The sequence below is a fragment of the Promicromonospora sp. MEB111 genome (assembly GCF_030209445.1).
GTDB lineage: Bacteria > Actinomycetota > Actinomycetes > Actinomycetales > Cellulomonadaceae > Promicromonospora.
Map to the genome: position 1 here is coordinate 67,324 of NZ_JARVSD010000008.1, position 15,634 is coordinate 82,957.

At 73.7% G+C, this 15,634-nt stretch carries 19 protein-coding genes; 11 read left to right on the plus strand and 8 right to left on the minus strand.

The window, feature by feature from the left end:
* Window positions 1–146: 146 nt before the first annotated feature.
* The 3 genes from QRN56_RS09180 to hisN all read left to right on the plus strand — a co-directional run bounded on the left by QRN56_RS09180 (window position 147) and on the right by hisN (window position 3,028).
* Window positions 147–836 carry a CpaB family protein gene (locus QRN56_RS09180; protein ID WP_285102586.1) on the plus strand — a complete coding sequence of 230 codons (690 nt, stop codon included), beginning with the start codon at window positions 147–149 and terminating at the stop codon, window positions 834–836.
* Window positions 833–2,134, plus strand: a complete 1,302-nt coding sequence (locus tag QRN56_RS09185) for a CpaE/TadZ family protein (RefSeq protein WP_285102587.1) — start codon at window positions 833–835, stop codon at window positions 2,132–2,134. Before QRN56_RS09180 ends, QRN56_RS09185 begins: the two co-directional genes overlap by 4 nt.
* 93 nt (window positions 2,135–2,227) lie before the next feature.
* On the plus strand, window positions 2,228–3,028 hold the full coding sequence (gene hisN / locus QRN56_RS09190) for a histidinol-phosphatase (RefSeq protein WP_285102588.1): 801 nt from the start codon (window positions 2,228–2,230) through the stop codon (window positions 3,026–3,028).
* 8 nt (window positions 3,029–3,036) lie between these two features.
* Here the strand turns inward: hisN and QRN56_RS09195 are convergent, their stop codons facing one another.
* Window positions 3,037–3,591, minus strand: a complete 555-nt coding sequence (locus QRN56_RS09195; protein ID WP_285102589.1) for a DUF6912 family protein — start codon at window positions 3,589–3,591, stop codon at window positions 3,037–3,039.
* A gap of 128 nt (window positions 3,592–3,719) precedes the next feature.
* On the opposite strand from QRN56_RS09195, the gene QRN56_RS09200 reads away from it, so the two are divergent.
* Together QRN56_RS09200 and QRN56_RS09205 are read left to right on the plus strand one after the other, a co-directional pair.
* Window positions 3,720–4,349: a DUF6928 family protein gene (locus QRN56_RS09200; RefSeq protein WP_285102590.1), complete on the plus strand. Its 630-nt coding sequence runs from the start codon at window positions 3,720–3,722 to the stop codon at window positions 4,347–4,349.
* A gap of 65 nt (window positions 4,350–4,414) precedes the next feature.
* On the plus strand, window positions 4,415–4,843 hold the full coding sequence (locus QRN56_RS09205) for a VOC family protein (RefSeq protein WP_285102591.1): 429 nt from the start codon (window positions 4,415–4,417) through the stop codon (window positions 4,841–4,843).
* Between the two features lie 8 nt (window positions 4,844–4,851).
* Here the strand turns inward: QRN56_RS09205 and QRN56_RS09210 are convergent, their stop codons facing one another.
* From QRN56_RS09210 to QRN56_RS09225, 4 genes are all read right to left on the minus strand, one after another.
* Window positions 4,852–5,373 carry an endonuclease V gene (locus QRN56_RS09210; RefSeq protein WP_285102592.1) on the minus strand — a complete coding sequence of 174 codons (522 nt, stop codon included), beginning with the start codon at window positions 5,371–5,373 and terminating at the stop codon, window positions 4,852–4,854.
* A 2-nt stretch (window positions 5,374–5,375) separates the two neighbouring features.
* The gene (gene rsgA / locus QRN56_RS09215; protein ID WP_285102593.1) at window positions 5,376–6,491 is read right to left on the minus strand and encodes a ribosome small subunit-dependent GTPase A; all 1,116 of its coding nucleotides are present in this window, start codon (window positions 6,489–6,491) and stop codon (window positions 5,376–5,378) included.
* Entirely contained in the window at window positions 6,491–7,807 is a 1,317-nt protein-coding gene (aroA, locus tag QRN56_RS09220) for a 3-phosphoshikimate 1-carboxyvinyltransferase (protein ID WP_285102594.1), read from the minus strand. Before aroA ends, rsgA begins: the two co-directional genes overlap by 1 nt.
* 91 nt (window positions 7,808–7,898) lie before the next feature.
* Window positions 7,899–8,372: a DoxX family membrane protein gene (locus tag QRN56_RS09225; protein ID WP_285102595.1), complete on the minus strand. Its 474-nt coding sequence runs from the start codon at window positions 8,370–8,372 to the stop codon at window positions 7,899–7,901.
* A gap of 377 nt (window positions 8,373–8,749) precedes the next feature.
* Here QRN56_RS09225 and QRN56_RS09230 point away from each other — a divergent pair, with 377 nt between their 5' ends.
* Both QRN56_RS09230 and rsrA read left to right on the plus strand, forming a co-directional pair.
* Window positions 8,750–9,523, plus strand: a complete 774-nt coding sequence (locus tag QRN56_RS09230) for a sigma-70 family RNA polymerase sigma factor (RefSeq protein ID WP_285102596.1) — start codon at window positions 8,750–8,752, stop codon at window positions 9,521–9,523.
* On the plus strand, window positions 9,520–9,804 hold the full coding sequence (rsrA, locus tag QRN56_RS09235) for a mycothiol system anti-sigma-R factor (protein WP_285102597.1): 285 nt from the start codon (window positions 9,520–9,522) through the stop codon (window positions 9,802–9,804). The genes QRN56_RS09230 and rsrA overlap by 4 nt, the downstream gene beginning before the upstream one ends.
* A 77-nt stretch (window positions 9,805–9,881) precedes the next feature.
* On the opposite strand, the gene QRN56_RS27690 is transcribed toward rsrA, so the two are convergent.
* The gene (locus QRN56_RS27690; RefSeq protein WP_156968370.1) at window positions 9,882–9,956 is read right to left on the minus strand and encodes a 50S ribosomal protein bL37; all 75 of its coding nucleotides are present in this window, start codon (window positions 9,954–9,956) and stop codon (window positions 9,882–9,884) included.
* A 157-nt stretch (window positions 9,957–10,113) separates the two neighbouring features.
* Here QRN56_RS27690 and QRN56_RS09240 point away from each other — a divergent pair, with 157 nt between their 5' ends.
* From QRN56_RS09240 to QRN56_RS09250, 3 genes are read left to right on the plus strand one after another with little or no spacing between them, the layout of a single operon-like run.
* Window positions 10,114–10,980, plus strand: a complete 867-nt coding sequence (locus QRN56_RS09240; protein ID WP_285102598.1) for a DUF4097 family beta strand repeat-containing protein — start codon at window positions 10,114–10,116, stop codon at window positions 10,978–10,980.
* Window positions 10,980–11,666: a PadR family transcriptional regulator gene (locus QRN56_RS09245; protein WP_285102599.1), complete on the plus strand. Its 687-nt coding sequence runs from the start codon at window positions 10,980–10,982 to the stop codon at window positions 11,664–11,666. The genes QRN56_RS09240 and QRN56_RS09245 overlap by 1 nt, the downstream gene beginning before the upstream one ends.
* A 41-nt stretch (window positions 11,667–11,707) precedes the next feature.
* On the plus strand, window positions 11,708–12,505 hold the full coding sequence (locus QRN56_RS09250; protein WP_285102600.1) for a DUF4097 family beta strand repeat-containing protein: 798 nt from the start codon (window positions 11,708–11,710) through the stop codon (window positions 12,503–12,505).
* 251 nt (window positions 12,506–12,756) lie between these two features.
* Here the strand turns inward: QRN56_RS09250 and QRN56_RS09255 are convergent, their stop codons facing one another.
* Window positions 12,757–13,350: a GDSL-type esterase/lipase family protein gene (locus QRN56_RS09255; protein WP_502928784.1), complete on the minus strand. Its 594-nt coding sequence runs from the start codon at window positions 13,348–13,350 to the stop codon at window positions 12,757–12,759.
* A 142-nt stretch (window positions 13,351–13,492) separates the two neighbouring features.
* Window positions 13,493–14,437 carry an aldose 1-epimerase family protein gene (locus QRN56_RS09260; RefSeq protein ID WP_350224563.1) on the minus strand — a complete coding sequence of 315 codons (945 nt, stop codon included), beginning with the start codon at window positions 14,435–14,437 and terminating at the stop codon, window positions 13,493–13,495.
* 168 nt (window positions 14,438–14,605) lie between these two features.
* On the opposite strand from QRN56_RS09260, the gene QRN56_RS09265 reads away from it, so the two are divergent.
* Entirely contained in the window at window positions 14,606–15,601 is a 996-nt protein-coding gene (locus QRN56_RS09265) for an aldo/keto reductase (protein ID WP_285102602.1), read from the plus strand.
* Window positions 15,602–15,634: the final 33 nt, after the last annotated feature.

The window sequence follows — 15,634 nt, forward strand, 5'->3', positions numbered from 1 at the left end:
GTGTTTATCTGATGCCGGATCGGCGGCGTTCGATCACTATGGTTCCGGCGCTCTGCCCAGGCTGTGCACCATTCTGAGCGGGTTCGGGGCTCAACTTCTACTCGACGCCCTACCCAAAGTCCACCAAAGTACGCGGAAGGACCGAGATGACGTATGCCCCGGCCGCCCCGGCGCCCGCAGTCCGGGAGCAGGGCCTCCCCGAGCCGGTCGCGACCAGGCTGCGCAGGCCCGGCTGGCGCGACCCGCGGCTCGTGACCGGCCTCGTCATCGTCGCGCTGTCGGTCGCCTGCGGTTCCTGGGTGGTCTCGGCGGCGAGCCGCACCACCCCGGTCTTCGTGGCCGACGGTGCCCTCACGCCCGGCGCGCCCCTGACCGCCGAGTCGCTGCGGACGGTCGACGTCCGCCTCGGGTCCGGGACGGGCCGCTATCTGTCCGCCGCCGAGCCGTTGCCCGCGGACCTGGTGGTGCTCCGCGTGGTGGACGACGGCGAGCTGGTGCCGCTGACGGCCCTCGGCGCGGACGCCGACGTCCGCTCGGTCTCCGTCCCCGTGGGCTCGGGGCTGTCGGACCGCATCCGGGCCGGCGTGGTGGTGGACCTCTGGTTCGTCCCCGAGGTGCCCGTCACGCACGAGGCGGGCGCGGGTCGACCGGAGCCGGCCACGCTGGCGAAGGACGTGGTGGTCGAGCAGGTGGACGCGCAGGACGGCGCGATCGTCGTGGACGGCACGGTGACGCTGCACGTGCTGGTCCCGGAGGACTCCCTGCCGACCGTGCTGGCCGCGCTCTCCGACGCCGGCACCGTCGCCGTCGTGCCCGTGGCGGGCGGTGTCCGGTGAGCGAGGACCGGACGGTCACCGTCCTGGTCGCGGTGCAGGCACCCGAGGAGGAGGCGGCGGTGGTGACCGTGCTCGGCGCGCAGCCGCGGATGACCGTCTCCCGGCGGTGCGCGGAGCTCGCCGAGCTCCTGGCCGCGGCCGAGGCGGGCGCGGGCACGGCCGCGGTCGTCTCCGGGGACCTGCCGGGCCTGGACCGGGACGCGGTGGCGCGGCTGCGGGGCGCGGGCCTGCGGGTCGTCGTGGTCGAGGATCCGGCAACGCCGGCCGCCCGCCTCGCAGGTCTGGGCTGCGACGCCGTGGTCGCGGGCGGTGACGCGGAGAACCTGGTCGCCGCGGTCCGCGGCGACGGCTCGGCCCACGACGCCGGACCCGCGGTGGGCGCTGCTCCAGCAGCCCTTCCCGACAGCGGGACCAGGCCCGGCATGCTCGTCGCCGTCTGGGGTCCGGCCGGATCGCCCGGCCGGACCACCACCGCCATCGAGCTCGCCGCGGCCCTCGCGGGGGTGGGCGCCACCGCGCCGCGCCGCTCCGGCCTGCTGCGCCGGCCGCGTCCGGTGCCCCCGGCGCACGGTGCGAGCACGGTGGTGCTGGCCGACGCCGACACCTACGCCTCCTCGGTGACCTCCCGCCTCGGCCTGCTCGACGACGCGCCCGGCCTGGCCGCCGCCGCCCGCGCGGCCGGCCAGGGTGTGCTCGACGTGCGGACGCTGGCCGGGCACGCCCCGGTGGCGCTGCCGGGTGTGCGCGTCCTGACGGGCATCACCCGGGCGTCCCGCTGGCCCGAGCTGCCCGCCAGCTCGCTCGACGTGGTGTTCCAGCGCAGCCGCGAGCTCGCGGCCTGGACCGTGGTCGACTGTGGCCCGGTGCTCGAGGCCGACGAGCTGCTCATGTACGACACGCGCGCACCGCAGCGCAACGGCGCGACCCTGAGCGCGCTCCAGGCCGCGGACGTCGTGGTCGTGGTCGGCAGCGCCGACCCCGTGGGGCTGCAGCGGCTGGTGCGCGGCCTGGAGGACCTGCGGGATGCCGCGGTGGCGATCCCGGCGGCCCGCGTCGTGGTCGTGAACCGGGTGCGGGTCTCCGCCGTCGGGCGCCGGGCCGAGGCCCAGGTGCGCGACGCCCTCGCGCGCTACGGGGGAGTGGGCGACGCACACCTCGTGCCGGACGACCCGGCCGGGCTCGACGCCGCGCTGCTGGCAGGCCGCGTGCTGGCCGAGTGCGCGCCGGGATCGCCCGCGCGGGCCGCGTTCGAGGGCCTCGCGACGCGGGTCCGGGAGCTCGTGCCCGCGGTGGTCTGAGCGGCCCGGCGGCCCGCACGGGGCACATCGCGCGTAACAATCCGCCCGTCCGGCGCGGCTAGGCGGCGGAAAGTTGGCATCCGGCGCTAGGTTGTGCCCGTGGCCGCCGTGACGAAGGACAACTACGCCGACGACCTGCGTCTGGCGCACGTGATCGCCGACCAGGTCGATTCCATCACCATGTCCCGCTTCCGGGCGCTCGACCTCAAGGTGGAGACCAAGCCCGACCTGACGCCGGTGTCCGACGCCGACCGCGCGGCAGAGGACTTCATCCGCGGCCAGCTCGCCCGCGCGCGCACGCGCGACGCGATCGTCGGCGAGGAGTACGGCTCCGCGGGCAGCGGCGCGCGGCGCTGGATCGTGGACCCGATCGACGGCACCAAGAACTTCGTGCGCGGCGTCCCCGTGTGGGCCACGCTCATCGCGCTGGCCGACGGCGACGAGGTCGTCGTGGGCCTGGTCAGCGCACCCGCCCTCGGTCGGCGCTGGTGGGCGGCCAAGGGCTCGGGCGCGTGGACCGGCAAGTCGCTGGCGTCCGCGTCGCGGATGTCGGTCTCCGGCATCTCGCGCGTCGCCGACGCGTCGTTCAGCTACGCGTCCCTCGGCGGCTGGGAGGAGCGCGGGAAGCTGGACGGGTTCCTCGACCTCACCCGCGCCTGCGCGCGGACCCGCGGGTACGGCGACTTCTGGTCGTACATGCTGGTGGCCGACGGCGCCGTCGACATCGCGGCCGAACCCGAGCTCGAGGTCTACGACATGGCCGCGCTCGTGCCGATCGTCACCGAGGCGGGCGGCACCTTCACGTCGCTCGACGGCCGGCCCGGCCCGTGGGGCGGGAACGCGGTGGCGACGAACGGCAAGCTGCACAAGGAAGCGCTCGACTTCCTCGGCTGACGGCGGCGTCAGGCGCGCGGGACGTCCTTGATCTCGCTCCAGTCGTACCAGAGCAGGTCGCGGTCCGTGACGCGCTGCAGCGCCTCGTCCAGCGCGGTGTCGGACTCCTCGCCCACCTCGGCCGTCGTCTCGGCGTCGCTCTCCTCGTCGGCTGCGGCCAGCACGTCGGCGATGTCGGCGCCGGCCTCCGGCTCGTCGACGTGCACGCAGACGATCGCCACCTGCTCGACCGTGCTGGTCACCTGGACCTCGGAGGCGACGGGCTCGTCGTCGTCCGCGCCGCCGGCCGGGACGGGGCCGACCGCCGCGTCCGGGACCTCCACCGTGATGATCACGCGCTGGTGCGGGGCGTCGGGCCGGCCGGCGATCAGTGCCAGCGAGTCGTCGGCGGCGTTGAGCGCGGCGACGTACTCCAGGCTCTCGGCGTCCTCGTCGGGCAGGGCGGCCTCGAGCTCCTTGGTCACGGCGTGGGCCCGGCGGGGCGCGACGGTCCAGCGGGCGGCGTCGGTGGCGTGGGAGACGGCGTCGAGCTCGTCGAGCGTGGCGGGCACGTAGATGCGCATGTGCTCAGTCTGCCGTGTGTCGAGCCCACGCGAGTGGAGTGGCGGTGTCACCCAGTCCCCGTACTCTCGTGTCCGGCGCCGGGGCGGGACGCCGAGGGTAGTGGTAGCAGCCGAGGGCAGGAGACGAGATGGGTGCCAAGACCGCGATGCTGGTGTACGCGGACGGAGACGTGGCGACGGGTCTGACGGGCGCGGCCGAGTTCGCCGACGAGGCGAGCGCTGCCGAGCTGCTCGGCCTGCTGTGGCCACCGGCCCGGATCCGGCCGGACGGCGAGGAGCCCTGGGACCTCGGGGACGCGGTGTTCCCGCCCGAGGGCCGGGCGTGCGCCCTGTCGACGCCCGAGGTGGACGTGCTGTGCGACCAGGCCCTCATGCTCGACCGGCCCTCCCAGCTGCCCGCCCACCTGGTCGACGCGAGCATGGGCCGCACCCTGTACCTGCACGCGATGCACAGCGTGGTGGACTGGTTCGCCTTCGCGGTGTGGCGGGACGGCACGCTCGTACGCTCGCTGAGCCTGTCCCCGGACGACGGCGTGCTGGAGGACAGGGGCGAGCGCCTCGCCTTCGAGCAGCCGTTCTGGGCGGGCGAGCACCCGGCCGGGGGTGACTACGCGCTCCCGTTCCACCCGCTGGAGCTGGGGGAGCACGCCCTGAGCGAGTTCTTCGGCTTCAACATCGAGGGGGCCGACGACGGCGGCCCGTCCGCCGGCCGGCTGGACCCGTGGGCCGTGGAGCTGTTCGGCTTCCAGGTGGTGTAACCGGGTCCAGCGCTCGACAGATCTCCGAAACACTCGTACATTTGTTCGAGAACGAGGAGGTCGTCATGCCCGAACCCACCACAGCCCGTCCGACCGGGGTGGTCCCCATGCTGTCCTACCAGGACGGCGTGTCCGCCATGGACTGGCTCATCAAGGCCTTCGGCTTCACCGAGGCGGAACGCTGGCTGGACGACGACGGACATCTCTCCCACGGCGAGCTCGACGCCGGCGGCGGTCGCGTGATGCTCTCCGAGCTCGCGTCCTACGAGGGACCGGCCGAGCACCGCAAGCACTGCCGGGCCGCCGACGCGTGGCTGTCGACGCCCTGGGTGATCGACGGCGTGCTGGTCCACGTGGACGACGTCGAGGCCCACCTCGCCCACGCCCAGGCCGCCGGCGCGGGGGTGCTGTCGAAGATCGAGGAGGCGCCGTACGGCCGCTCGTACCGCGCGGAGGACCTGGAGGGGCACCGCTGGATGTTCCTCCAGCCCTGACGTGTCGGCTACGCCGGGTCCCCGCCGCGGGCCAGCCGGTCCACGCGGCGCAGCGCGTCGGGGAACCGCGCCTCGCCGGCCATCTCCCGGACCAGGTCGGCCGCGGCGTCGAGCGGCATCCCCGACGCCGTGACGTACAGGGGACGGGCGGACTGGCCGCGCAGCACCTCGGCGGCGTGCGACGCGGCGTGGAACCGGGTCTTGGCCACGCCGAGCACCACGGGGGCCAGTCCGGCGTCGGCCACGTGGGCGCCCAGCCCCGGGCTGCCGGCCGGGTCGAGGTCCACGTAACCGTCCACGATCAGCAGGTCCAGGGGTGCGATGCCGGCCAGCACCTGGCGGAGCGGCGGCAGCTCGCGCTCGTAGAACCGCCCCGGCCGGTACTCCGCGACCTGCTCGACCAGCACGGAGCGCTCCTCGACCAGCGTCGCGAACGTCGGGTCCTCGGCGACGACCAGCGCGGCCCGCGCCCCGCCGTCGTCCAGGTACTGCACGTCCACCGCGCCGTAGCGCGGGGTGCCGTCGGTCATGGTCAGGCGTCCGAGCCGGTCCGGGACGACAGCAGGCGGCGGAACGAGGCGAGCCGGGCTGCCCGGGCCTGCCGCTCGTCGTCGGGGGAGGCCTCGACCCAGTCGTCGAGGGCGCAGTCCGGGGCGTCCGCGAGGTGCGTGCAGCCGCGGGGGCACTCCTGCGCCACCTCGTTCAGGTCCTCGAACGCCTGCAGCAGGTGCGCCACCTCGACGTGCGCCAGGCCGAACGAGCGCACGCCCGGCGTGTCGATCACCCAGCCGTCGAAGGCCTCGCCAGGCTCGGCGCCACCCTCGCCGGGCGCGCCGTCGTCCTCGAGCTCGCCCTCCGGGGCCCCGACCGGGAGCCGCAGCGCGACCGCCGACGTCGAGGTGTGCCGGCCGCGCCCCGTCACGTCGTTGACCACCCCGGTGGCCCGCCTCGCCTCGGGCACCAGCGCGTTGATCAGCGTCGACTTGCCGACGCCCGAGTGCCCCACGAGCACCGACACCAGGCCGCGCAGCCGGTCGCGCACCTCCTCGACGGACTCCGGCGTGAGCACCACGGCGCCGTCGTCGCCCGACGGCGCCCGCTGCGTCACCACGACCTCGACCCCGAGCGGCTCGTAGAGCTCGCGCAGGTGGTCGGGGGAGGCGAGATCGGCCTTGGTCAGGCACAGGAGCACCGACATCCCGGCGTCGTAGGCGGCCACGACGCAGCGATCGATCATGCCGGTGCGCGGCTCCGGCTGGGCCAGCGCGGTGACGATGACGAGCTGGTCCGCGTTGGCGACGACGATCCGCTCGTAGGGGTCGGTGTCGTCGGCGGTGCGGCGCAGCGTGGCAGTGCGCTCCTGGATGCGCACGATCCGCGCGAGCGACCCTTCCTCGCCGGAGGTGTCGCCCACGACGTCGACCCGGTCGCCGACGACGACCCGCGTGCGGGTGAGCTCGCGCGCTTTCATGGCGGTCACTGTCAGCGCCTCGTCCACGAGCAGCGTGTACCGCCCGCGGTCCACGCCGGTGACCAGCCCGGTGACGGCGTCCGAGTGCTCGGGGCGCTGTTTGGTCCGGGGCCGGGACCCGCGCTTGGACGGGCGGGACCTGAAGTCCGACTCGTCGCGGATGTCGCGCCGGCCCATCAGCCCAGCATGCCCAGCCACATGCCCGTGAAGTCGGGCAAGGTCTTGGCCGTGGTGCCGATATTCTCCACCAGCACCCCTGGCACGCGCAGGCCGAGCAGCGCGGCCGAGGTGGCCATGCGGTGGTCGGCGTACGTGCGCACGACGTCGCCGCGCAGCGGCCGCGGCGTGATGACCAGGCCGTCCCGGGTCTCCTCCGCCTGCCCGCCGAGCCGCGTGATCTCGCGGGCCAGCGCGGCCAGGCGGTCGGTCTCGTGACCCCGCAGGTGCGCGATGCCGCGCAACCGGGAGGGCGAGTCGGCGAGGGCCGCCAGCGCGGCGAACGTCGGTGCGAGCTCGCCGCCGGCGTGCAGGTCGACGTCGATCCCGTGGATCTCGCCCGTCCCGGTCACGGACAGGACGCCGTCGGCCAGGGTGGACGTGCCGCCCATGCGCTCCAGCAGCTCGGGCACCATGGCGCCCGGCTGGGTGGTCAGGGTCGGCCAGCCGGGGACCCGTACCGTGCCGCCCGCGACGAGGGCCGACGCGAGGAACGGTGCCGCGTTGGACAGGTCGGGCTCGACGCGCACGTCGCGGCCGGCGATGGGGCCGGGGCGCACGCTCCAGATGCCGTCCCGCGAGTCGTCGACCTCGACGCCGACGTCGCGCAGCGTCGCGACCGTCATCTCGATGTGGGGCAGGCTCGGCAGGGTGGCGCCGATGTGCCGCAGCGTGAGGCCACGCTCGTAACGCGCGGCGGCGAGGAGCAGCCCGGACACGAACTGCGAGGACCCCGAGGCGTCGACGTCCACGGAGCCGCCCGGCACGCTGCCGCGGCCCTCGACGGTGAAGGGGAGGTAGCTCGGCAGGTCGCCGGTGTCGCCCGTGCCCTCCGGGTCGTGCACCGTGATGCCGAGGGCGCGCAGCGCGGCGAGCACCGGCAGCATCGGCCGCACGCGGGCCTCGGGGTCGCCGTCGAACCGGACCGGGCCGTCGGCGAGGGCGGCGAACGGCGGCAGGAACCGCATCACCGTGCCGGCCAGGCCGGTGTCGACCTCGGTGCCGCCGGTGACGGGCCCCGGCGTGACGTGCAGCGTGCTCGGCTGGTCGCCCTCCTCGATCCGCGCGCCGAGGGCGCGCAGGGCGCCGATCATCAGGTCCGCGTCCCGGCTGCGCAGGGCGCCGCGCAGGGTGCCCGGGGAGTCCGCGAGGGCGGCGAGCACCAGGAGCCGGTTGGTCAGCGACTTGCTGCCGGGTACCTCGACCGTCGCGTCCAGCGGCGCGCCGGCGAGCGGCGCCTCCCATGTCGGTGCGGGCGCGGTGGTCGAAGAAGTCATGTGCCGAGATTATCGCGGAGCGGAGCCGCGCGGCGGCTCGTGTCCGGCGCGCCGGTCACCGGGGGTGGCCTGCGCGTCCGGCACCCGGCGGTCACGCCTCGGCGGCCGCGGCCTTCTTCTCCGCGCGCGCCGCGCGAGCCTGCTGGACGCGCCACGACATGCCCGGCCGGCCCTCCAGGTCCGCACCCGCGATGAGAGCGGCGCCGACCGAGGCGAGGTTGTGCAGGAACCGGTCGGTGCGCGCGGGCCGCTCCGCCTTGGGTGCGGTGAAGGGCTGGTTCACGACGGCGAGCGGCAGCGTCAGCAGCGCGAGGGCGAGGGCGGAGGCGCGCGGCGCCTTGCCCAGCGCGAGCAGCGTGCCCGCCGTGGCGGTCGCGATCCCGTGCGCGCGCACGAGCGTGGCGACCTGCTTCTCGCTGAGCGGCTCGGCACCGAGTGCCTTGGTCGCCAGGGCCGATCCCGTGCGGGCGGCGGCCACGTGCTCGCTCGGCTTCCGGGCAGCCTGCACGCCGTCGTAGATGAACGAGGAGGCCAGCAGCGGTCGCGCGATGTGTCGAAGCAGCATGGCTCCACCTTGGCAGATGCGGGCCGCGGTCGCAGCAGGATGCCGCGCGCGCCGCCGGGAATTCGAGGCCGTGGACGGCGGTTGAAGCGGACGTGGAGCAATGCCTCGAGAAGGATGCGGTGAACGACACGGTGATCGGCACGGTGACAAACGCAACAACCAGCCCGGAGACCAGCGGCCTGCCCGGTGCGACGGCAGGTTCGTCGGCGGTCGCGCAGAGCGCTCCCCTGATGTTCGGAGCAGTCCCGACGCACCTCCTGGACGCCGGTACCGACTCGGCGAAGGGCACGGCGGACGTCCTGTCCGGCGCCGCCTCGAGCGCTTTCGGCGCCGTTCTGGCGAACACCGGCTGGCCGACGCGGCTAGGCTCAAGGGCGATGACTGACACTTCCCGTGAGCAGAACCAGGGCGCAGGCGCCGATGCCGGCAGCGCCGACGTCGAGGCGCGCCCCGGCGAGGGTGCGAGCGAGGCCGTCGTCGGGACCACGGGACCGACCGAGGGCACCGACGTGACCACCGACGTCGACCCCGAGGACGCCGAGGGAACCGAGCGGTCCCCCCAGGAGGAGGACTCGACGGCCCGCGCCGCGCGGTTCGAGCGGGACGCCCTGCAGTACCTCGACCAGCTGTACTCCGCCGCGCTGCGCATGACGCGCAACCCCGCGGACGCGGAGGACCTGGTGCAGGAGACGTTCGCCAAGGCGTTCGCGGCGTTCCACCAGTACCGGCCGGGCACCAACCTGAAGGCCTGGCTGTACCGGATCCTCACGAACACGTTCATCAACAGCTACCGCAAGAAGCAGCGCGAGCCGCAGCAGTCCCAGGCGGAGGACGTCGAGGACTGGCAGATCGCGCGCGCGGCGTCGCACACGTCGCGCGGCCTGCGCTCGGCCGAGGCCGAGGCGCTGGACCGGCTCCCGGACAGCGATGTGAAGCGGGCGCTCGCCGAGCTCCCGGAGGACCGTCGGATGGTCGTCTACTACGCCGACGTCGAGGGCTTCCCCTACAAGGAGATCGCGGAGATCATGGGGACGCCGATCGGGACCGTCATGTCCCGTCTGCACCGCGGACGCCGGCAGCTGCGTGAGCTCCTCGCCGACTACGCCGCTCAGCGAGGACTCGTCAGCCAGGCGCCCGGAGGTGCGCAGTGAACAACATCAAACCCGTACCGCACGACACGGCGGGGGAGTCCGAGTGCGAACACGCACTGACGCACCTGTACGAGTACCTGGACTCCGAGATGACGCCGGACGACGAGCAGCGCATGCGCGCCCACGTCGCCCACTGCTCGCCGTGCCTGGCGGAGCTGAGCGTCGAGGACCTGGTCAAGCAGCTCGTGAAGCGGTCGTGCAGCGAGCGCGCGCCGGACACCCTGCGCGTACGGATCCACGAGCAGCTGACGGTGATGTCAGTGGTCTCGGTGGCCGACTGACGCAGCAGCCCGAGGCATGACAAAGGGCCGGTACCCCGTGGGGGTGCCGGCCCTTTCGCATGCTCAGGCTGTTCGCCTCAGGCGTTGGGACGCTTGCCGTGGTTGGCGGCCGAGCCCTTGCGGCTACGGCGCTTGCGACCGCGCTTGCTCATGGGTGTCTCCTGACAGGTGACGGACTGAATGGCTCAATGGTCCCACAGATCCGGGGGTTGTCAGGCCGCACGGGGTTGTCAGGTCGAGTAACGCGATATATCGTGTCTGGCATCAACGCGATATATCGCGTTCAGGACCTGACCATCGGAGGCACTCATGAGCACGGACAGCTGGACCGTCACCGGTCCGCAGACCATCGAGCTGAGCGACGTGACCACCGTGGACGCCCACGTCGTCGACGGCCGGCTGGACGTCGTCGCCCACGACGAGCCCGTCGTCCGCGTCGAGGTGCACTCGGTCGAGGGCCGGTCCCTGGAGGTCCGCCTCGAGGACGGCCGCCTGGTCATCGAGCACGAGAGCGGCCTCAGCGGCTGGGGCTCGTTCATGAAGCGGTTCGCCGACTTCGGCGGCAAGGCACGCGCCGACATCCACGTCGCGGTACCCGCCGGCACCGCGGTGCGCCTGGGCACGATCCGCGGCGAGTGCCTCCTGGCGGGCACGACGGCCGGGGCGTCCGCGTCCACCGTCTCCGGGTCCCTGCTGGTCTCCCGCACGGCCGGCGACCTCAGGCTGAACACCGTCTCCGGCGAGGTGACGGTCCGCGACCACGTGGGCGACATCACGAGCAATACCGTGTCCGCCGACGTCGTGGTGAGCGGGTCCGCCGAGTCCGTCGTGTCGTCGTCGGTCTCCGGGGACGTGACGATCGACCTGGCGACCCAGCCGCGGTCGGTCAAGGTCAACTCGGTGTCCGGGAACCTGCTGCTGCGCGTGCCGGACGACGGCGCGGTGGCCGTGTCCGCGCAGAGTGTCAGCGGGCGCGTGACGGTGGGCGGCGCCCAGTTCTCCGGCGGCGGCGGTGCCACGTTCTCCGGCGTCGGCCGCACCGATGCCGGGCCTGCCGGCCCGGGGACCACCCGGCTGCGGGCCACCAGCGTCTCCGGCGAGGTCACCGTCGTCGGCTTCCCGCAGGACGCCCCCGTCGACGCCACCCCCGCGGACCACTCGACCGTGGAGCTGTGATGCCACCGGTCTTCGCCCACGGCGAGCTGCGCCTCTACCTCCTGGTGCTGCTCATGGACGGGCCCCGGCACGGGTACGAGCTCATCACCGAGCTCACCCGGCGCTTCGGCGGCACGTACCGCCCCAGCGCGGGGACCATCTACCCGCGGCTGGCCCGGCTCGAGGAGGAAGGGCTGGTGCGCCGTTCCGCGCCGGGACCCGGCACGGCCGGACCCTCCGGCGCCGGGCGCAAGGGTACCTACGAGCTCACCCCCGCCGGCCAGGCCGAGCTCGACTCCCGCCTCGACGACGTCAAGCGCCTGGAGCGCAGCGTCGCCGAGACGGTACGCAGCCTCGCGGACGACGTGCGGGCCGACATCCGCGACACGATGCGCGGCCTGCGGGCCGAGCTCGCCGCCGCGGCGCAGGAGGTGCGCACCCGCCCGCGACCGGGCCCCGACACCACGCCGGACCCGCGCCGCACCCAGTCCAACTCGCTGCGGCACGACGCCGAGGCGGTGCTGCAGCGGTTCCGCAACGACGTGCTGGCCGACCTGCGGGAGGCCGACGTCGCCGGTACGGTGTCGGCGCTGACCGTCGAGACGCTGCGCACCGTCCTCGACTCGGCGCGTGCCGCGATCCGTGGGACCCTGCCGAACAGCGCGAGCAGCTCACCGCCCGCCGCACACCGCACGAGCCCGCAGTGACCAGATCAGTGACCCCCCATCCCCATGAACGGAGCACAGCGATGACCACCGAGTCCTGGAGCGTGGCCGCACCGCAGACCATCGAGGTCGGCGGCGCCACGACCCTGACCGTCCGACTGACGAACGGCCGCGCTGAGATCGTGGCCGACCCGAACCGCACGTCCGGTGCCGTCGTGGAGGTTCTCGAGGTCTCGACGCGGCCGCTGCAGATCCTCGCCGAGCACGGCAACCTCCGGGTCGCGTACGACTTCCCGGGCCTCGAGGGCTTCGTGGACCGGTTCCGCGGCCTCAAGGACCAGGACAGCGCCGTCGTGCGGATCACCGTGCCGGCCACGTCCGTGGTCGACGTCGCGACCGTGGGCGCCGAGGTGGTGGTGACCGGCGCGCAGGCCGGCGTGAACGTCAAGACCGCGGGCGGCGCCATCACGGTCACCGGGACCACCGGTTCCGTGACCACCAAGTCCGGCACGGGGGCCGTCAGCATCGCCGAGCACTCGGGCGACGCGTCGGCCACGACCGTGTCCGGCGCCGTGTCGCTCGCAGGTGCCCTGGGCCGGGTCTCGGTCCAGACCGTGTCCGGTGCGGTCGACGTCACCGCCGTCGGCACCACGCCGCTGGTCAACGCCAAGACGGTCTCCGGCGCGGCGGCGGTCCAGCTCGACGCCGGCGCACCGGTCAACCTCCGCGCACGCAGCGTGACGGGCAAGGTCGTGATCGACGGGGCGCAGGCGACGTCGAGCGCGCAGCGCACCGTCGTCGTCGACCACGCGGAGCCGGGCGCCGCGGCCTACATCTCGACCAACACGGTCTCGGGAACGGCCACGATCACCCGCGGCTGACCCCGGTCGCCGTAGTGCAGGAAGCCCGGGTCACCTTGGTGACCCGGGCTTCCGGCGTGCGCCTCCGGCGCACGCTCTGCTTGTTGGTCGCCTGAGCCTGCGGTTCCGCTCCGGGCGGGTGCCTCGTTCCTCGGCCCCCACCCTGCGCTGCACCTCCGGCGCACGCTCTGCTTGTTGGTCGCCTGAGCCTGCGGTTCCGCTCCGGGCGGCTGCCTCGTTCCTCGGCCCCCACCCTGCGCTGCACCTCCGGCTCAGGCGACCTCGTCCTGGGGCAGGCCCAGCCAGCTGTGCCACCCCGTGTGCAGCACGAGCCACGCCATGAGGCCGTAGCCCGCCTGGCCGGGGTAGGTGCCCCCGCCCTGCGCCAGGTCGGCCAGCCACTGCTCGTGCTGCGCCAGCGGCGTGTACGTGTCGACGTACGGCACGCGGCGCCGGCTGGCGACGTCGGCGAACGCGTCGGAGAGCTCCGCGATCCGGTCGCCCTCCGCGGGCGCACCGGGCGGCGGCCCGACGACGAACGCCGCCGTGCGGTTCGAGTCCGCGACGTCGAGGATGTTCGCCAGGTTCAGGCGTGAGCGCGCGACCGTGAGCCCCGCGGCGACGTCATGCCGCCCCAGGGCCACGACCAGGCGGTTCTCGACCTCGGAGTCCGGGCCGAACCGCGCCGCGGTCTCGGCCTCCCAGCGGGCGCCGAGCTGCGTGCTGTTCTCGCCGGGGACGGCGAGCGTGAAGAGCATTGCGGTCCGGGAAAAGTGGGTGCGCGCGACGACGCGGCCGGTCCAGCCGAGCGCACGGGCGTCTCCGACACCCGTGGCCAGCTCGTCACCGACGACGCAGATGCGCACCTCGCGATCCTGCAACGGACTCTCCTTGCCTGTTCCCGGCAGCCTGGCGGACGGCCGGTTCCCCATTGTGGTGCACGGAGCGCGGCCGATCGGTGACAACGCGCCGACGGCCGCGTGCCGCGTCGCGACAACGCGGAGGTCGTCAGAGCAGGGTCATCCCCCAGCGGACGCCGTGGTGCTCGTCCGGGGCGAGGTGCACGAGTCGCTCGCCGGTGCGGAAGGCGTCCGCGACGCAGGTCATGGGCTCGGCGGCCAGCCCCATCCGACGGCGGCCCGGTTCGATGTGGTCGCCCGTGCAGACCTGCCAGACGTCCTGCGACTCGTCCATCCAGACCGCGGCCGTCCTCCCGTCCGGGCCGGTCAGGTGGGCCCAGGACAGGCCGTTCTCGTCGCGGGTCACGTCCACGTAGGCGTCGTCCAGGTCGACGCCGGCGGCGCTGCGCGCCTCGCGCAGGTCGAACATGCCCGACGCCGGCTCGGTACCGGTCGGCAGCAGCCGCTCGTCGGTCGTCACGCGGGTCGCGGCGTCCAGCCGCAGGGTGCACTCGTCCAGGTCCGCGCCGCCCGTGGACAGCCAGGGGTGGAACCCGCACCCGTACGGCGCGGTGTCGGCGCCCACGTTGGTGACGTCGAGGGTGATCTCGAGACCGGCGTCGGACAGGGAGTAGCGCATCTGCGCCACGAGCTGGAACGGGTAGCCGGGCCGTGCCACGAGCTCGAGCTCGAGCGTGACGGCGGAGCCCGTGTGCTCCACGACGGACCAGCGGTCGAACGCCGCCAGGCCGTGCAGCGCGGTGTTGCGCGCCGGCTCGGTCACGGGGAGCTGGTGGCTCACGCCGCCGTACTCGTAGGCGCCGTCCCGCAGCCGGTTGGGCCAGGGGATGAGGACCGCGCAGTTGAACACGGGGTTGATCTCGTCCGCGCCGAACGGCACCACGACATCACGGCCGTCCACCGAGTACTCTCGCAGCGCCGCACCCACCTGGGTGACGGTGGCGCGATGGCCCGCGTGGCTGATGCGGAACTGGTCCCCGGAAGGATGGGGCCTTGCGGCAGCAACCGGAGGAATTTCTGTCGTCACACTCACACCGTAACCGTAGGGCAATTCTCGCCTGCGCCACGTAGCGTGAGACAGCAGACTAGAGAGCAGGCTAGACGGTCGGGCCCCACCCAGCACGCAGGGCCCCGCTGAACGACTGGACCCGACGGCGGGTCCGCGCGGGCAGCTCTGCCCGCCCCAGCAGTAGGAGGAACCATGGAACAGCAGGTACTCGGACGGACTGGTCGGCTCGTATCGGCCGTGGGCCTGGGCACCTGGCAGCTCGGCGCCGACTGGGGAGAGGTCAGCGAGAGCGATGCCCACGCCGTTCTCGAGGCCTCGCTCGAGGCCGGGGTGACCTTCTTCGACACGGCGGACGTCTACGGCGACGGCCGCAGCGAGCAGGTGATCGGCGCGTTCCTCAAGGAGCACCCCGAGGCCGGGATCACCGTGGCCACGAAGATGGGCCGGCGCATGGACCAGGTGCCGGAGAACTACGTGCTGGAGCACTTCCGCGAGTGGACCGACCGCTCCCGGCAGAACCTCGGCGTCGACCGCCTGGACCTGGTGCAGCTGCACTGCCCGCCCACGGCCGTCTACTCCACGGACGCCGTGTACGACGCGCTCGACGAGCTCGTGTCCGACGGCGTCATCGCGGCGTACGGCGTGAGCGTCGAGAAGACCACGGAGGCCCTGGAGGCCATCGCGCGTCCGAACGTCGCCTCCGTGCAGATCATCCTCAACGCGTTCCGGCTCAAGCCGCTCGACGAGGTGCTGCCCGCGGCGTCCGCGGCGGGCGTCGGCATCATCGCGCGGGTGCCGCTCGCCTCCGGGCTGCTCTCCGGCAAGTACACCAAGGACACGGTGTTCGCGGAGAACGACCACCGCAGCTTCAACCGTGACGGCGCCGCCTTCGACGTCGGCGAGACGTTCTCCGGCGTGCCCTACGAGGTGGGTCTCGAGGCGGCGGCCCGGTTCACCGAGCTGTCCCGGGAGATCCTGGGCGACACCCTCACGCCGGCCCAGGCCGCGATCGCGTGGGCGTGGCAGCGGCCGGGCGTCTCGTCCGTCATCCCGGGCGCGCGCAACGTGGAGCAGGCCCGGGCCAACGCCGCTGCGGGCGACGCCGCGACGCTGGGCCCGCTGTTCATGTCGGGCGTGCGGGAGATCTACGACGAGCTGATCAAGGAGCACGTCCACGACCGGTGGTGACACCGCTCGCACACGCCAAAGGGCGGGCACCCC

What these genes read in the sequence shown, in the direction of transcription:
- QRN56_RS09180 (WP_285102586.1), top strand. Translation starts at nt 147, where the DNA reads ATGACGTATGCCCCGGCCGCCCCGGCGCCCGCAGTCCGGGAGCAGGGC.
- QRN56_RS09195 (WP_285102589.1), bottom strand. Translation starts at nt 3,591, where the DNA reads ATGCGCATCTACGTGCCCGCCACGCTCGACGAGCTCGACGCCGTCTCC.
- QRN56_RS09200 (WP_285102590.1), top strand. Translation starts at nt 3,720, where the DNA reads ATGGGTGCCAAGACCGCGATGCTGGTGTACGCGGACGGAGACGTGGCG.
- QRN56_RS09205 (WP_285102591.1), top strand. Translation starts at nt 4,415, where the DNA reads ATGCCCGAACCCACCACAGCCCGTCCGACCGGGGTGGTCCCCATGCTG.
- QRN56_RS09210 (WP_285102592.1), bottom strand. Translation starts at nt 5,373, where the DNA reads ATGACCGACGGCACCCCGCGCTACGGCGCGGTGGACGTGCAGTACCTG.
- rsgA (WP_285102593.1), bottom strand. Translation starts at nt 6,491, where the DNA reads ATGGGCCGGCGCGACATCCGCGACGAGTCGGACTTCAGGTCCCGCCCG.
- aroA (WP_285102594.1), bottom strand. Translation starts at nt 7,807, where the DNA reads ATGACTTCTTCGACCACCGCGCCCGCACCGACATGGGAGGCGCCGCTC.
- QRN56_RS09225 (WP_285102595.1), bottom strand. Translation starts at nt 8,372, where the DNA reads ATGCTGCTTCGACACATCGCGCGACCGCTGCTGGCCTCCTCGTTCATC.
- QRN56_RS09230 (WP_285102596.1), top strand. Translation starts at nt 8,750, where the DNA reads ATGACTGACACTTCCCGTGAGCAGAACCAGGGCGCAGGCGCCGATGCC.
- QRN56_RS09240 (WP_285102598.1), top strand. Translation starts at nt 10,114, where the DNA reads ATGAGCACGGACAGCTGGACCGTCACCGGTCCGCAGACCATCGAGCTG.
- QRN56_RS09245 (WP_285102599.1), top strand. Translation starts at nt 10,980, where the DNA reads ATGCCACCGGTCTTCGCCCACGGCGAGCTGCGCCTCTACCTCCTGGTG.
- QRN56_RS09250 (WP_285102600.1), top strand. Translation starts at nt 11,708, where the DNA reads ATGACCACCGAGTCCTGGAGCGTGGCCGCACCGCAGACCATCGAGGTC.
- QRN56_RS09265 (WP_285102602.1), top strand. Translation starts at nt 14,606, where the DNA reads ATGGAACAGCAGGTACTCGGACGGACTGGTCGGCTCGTATCGGCCGTG.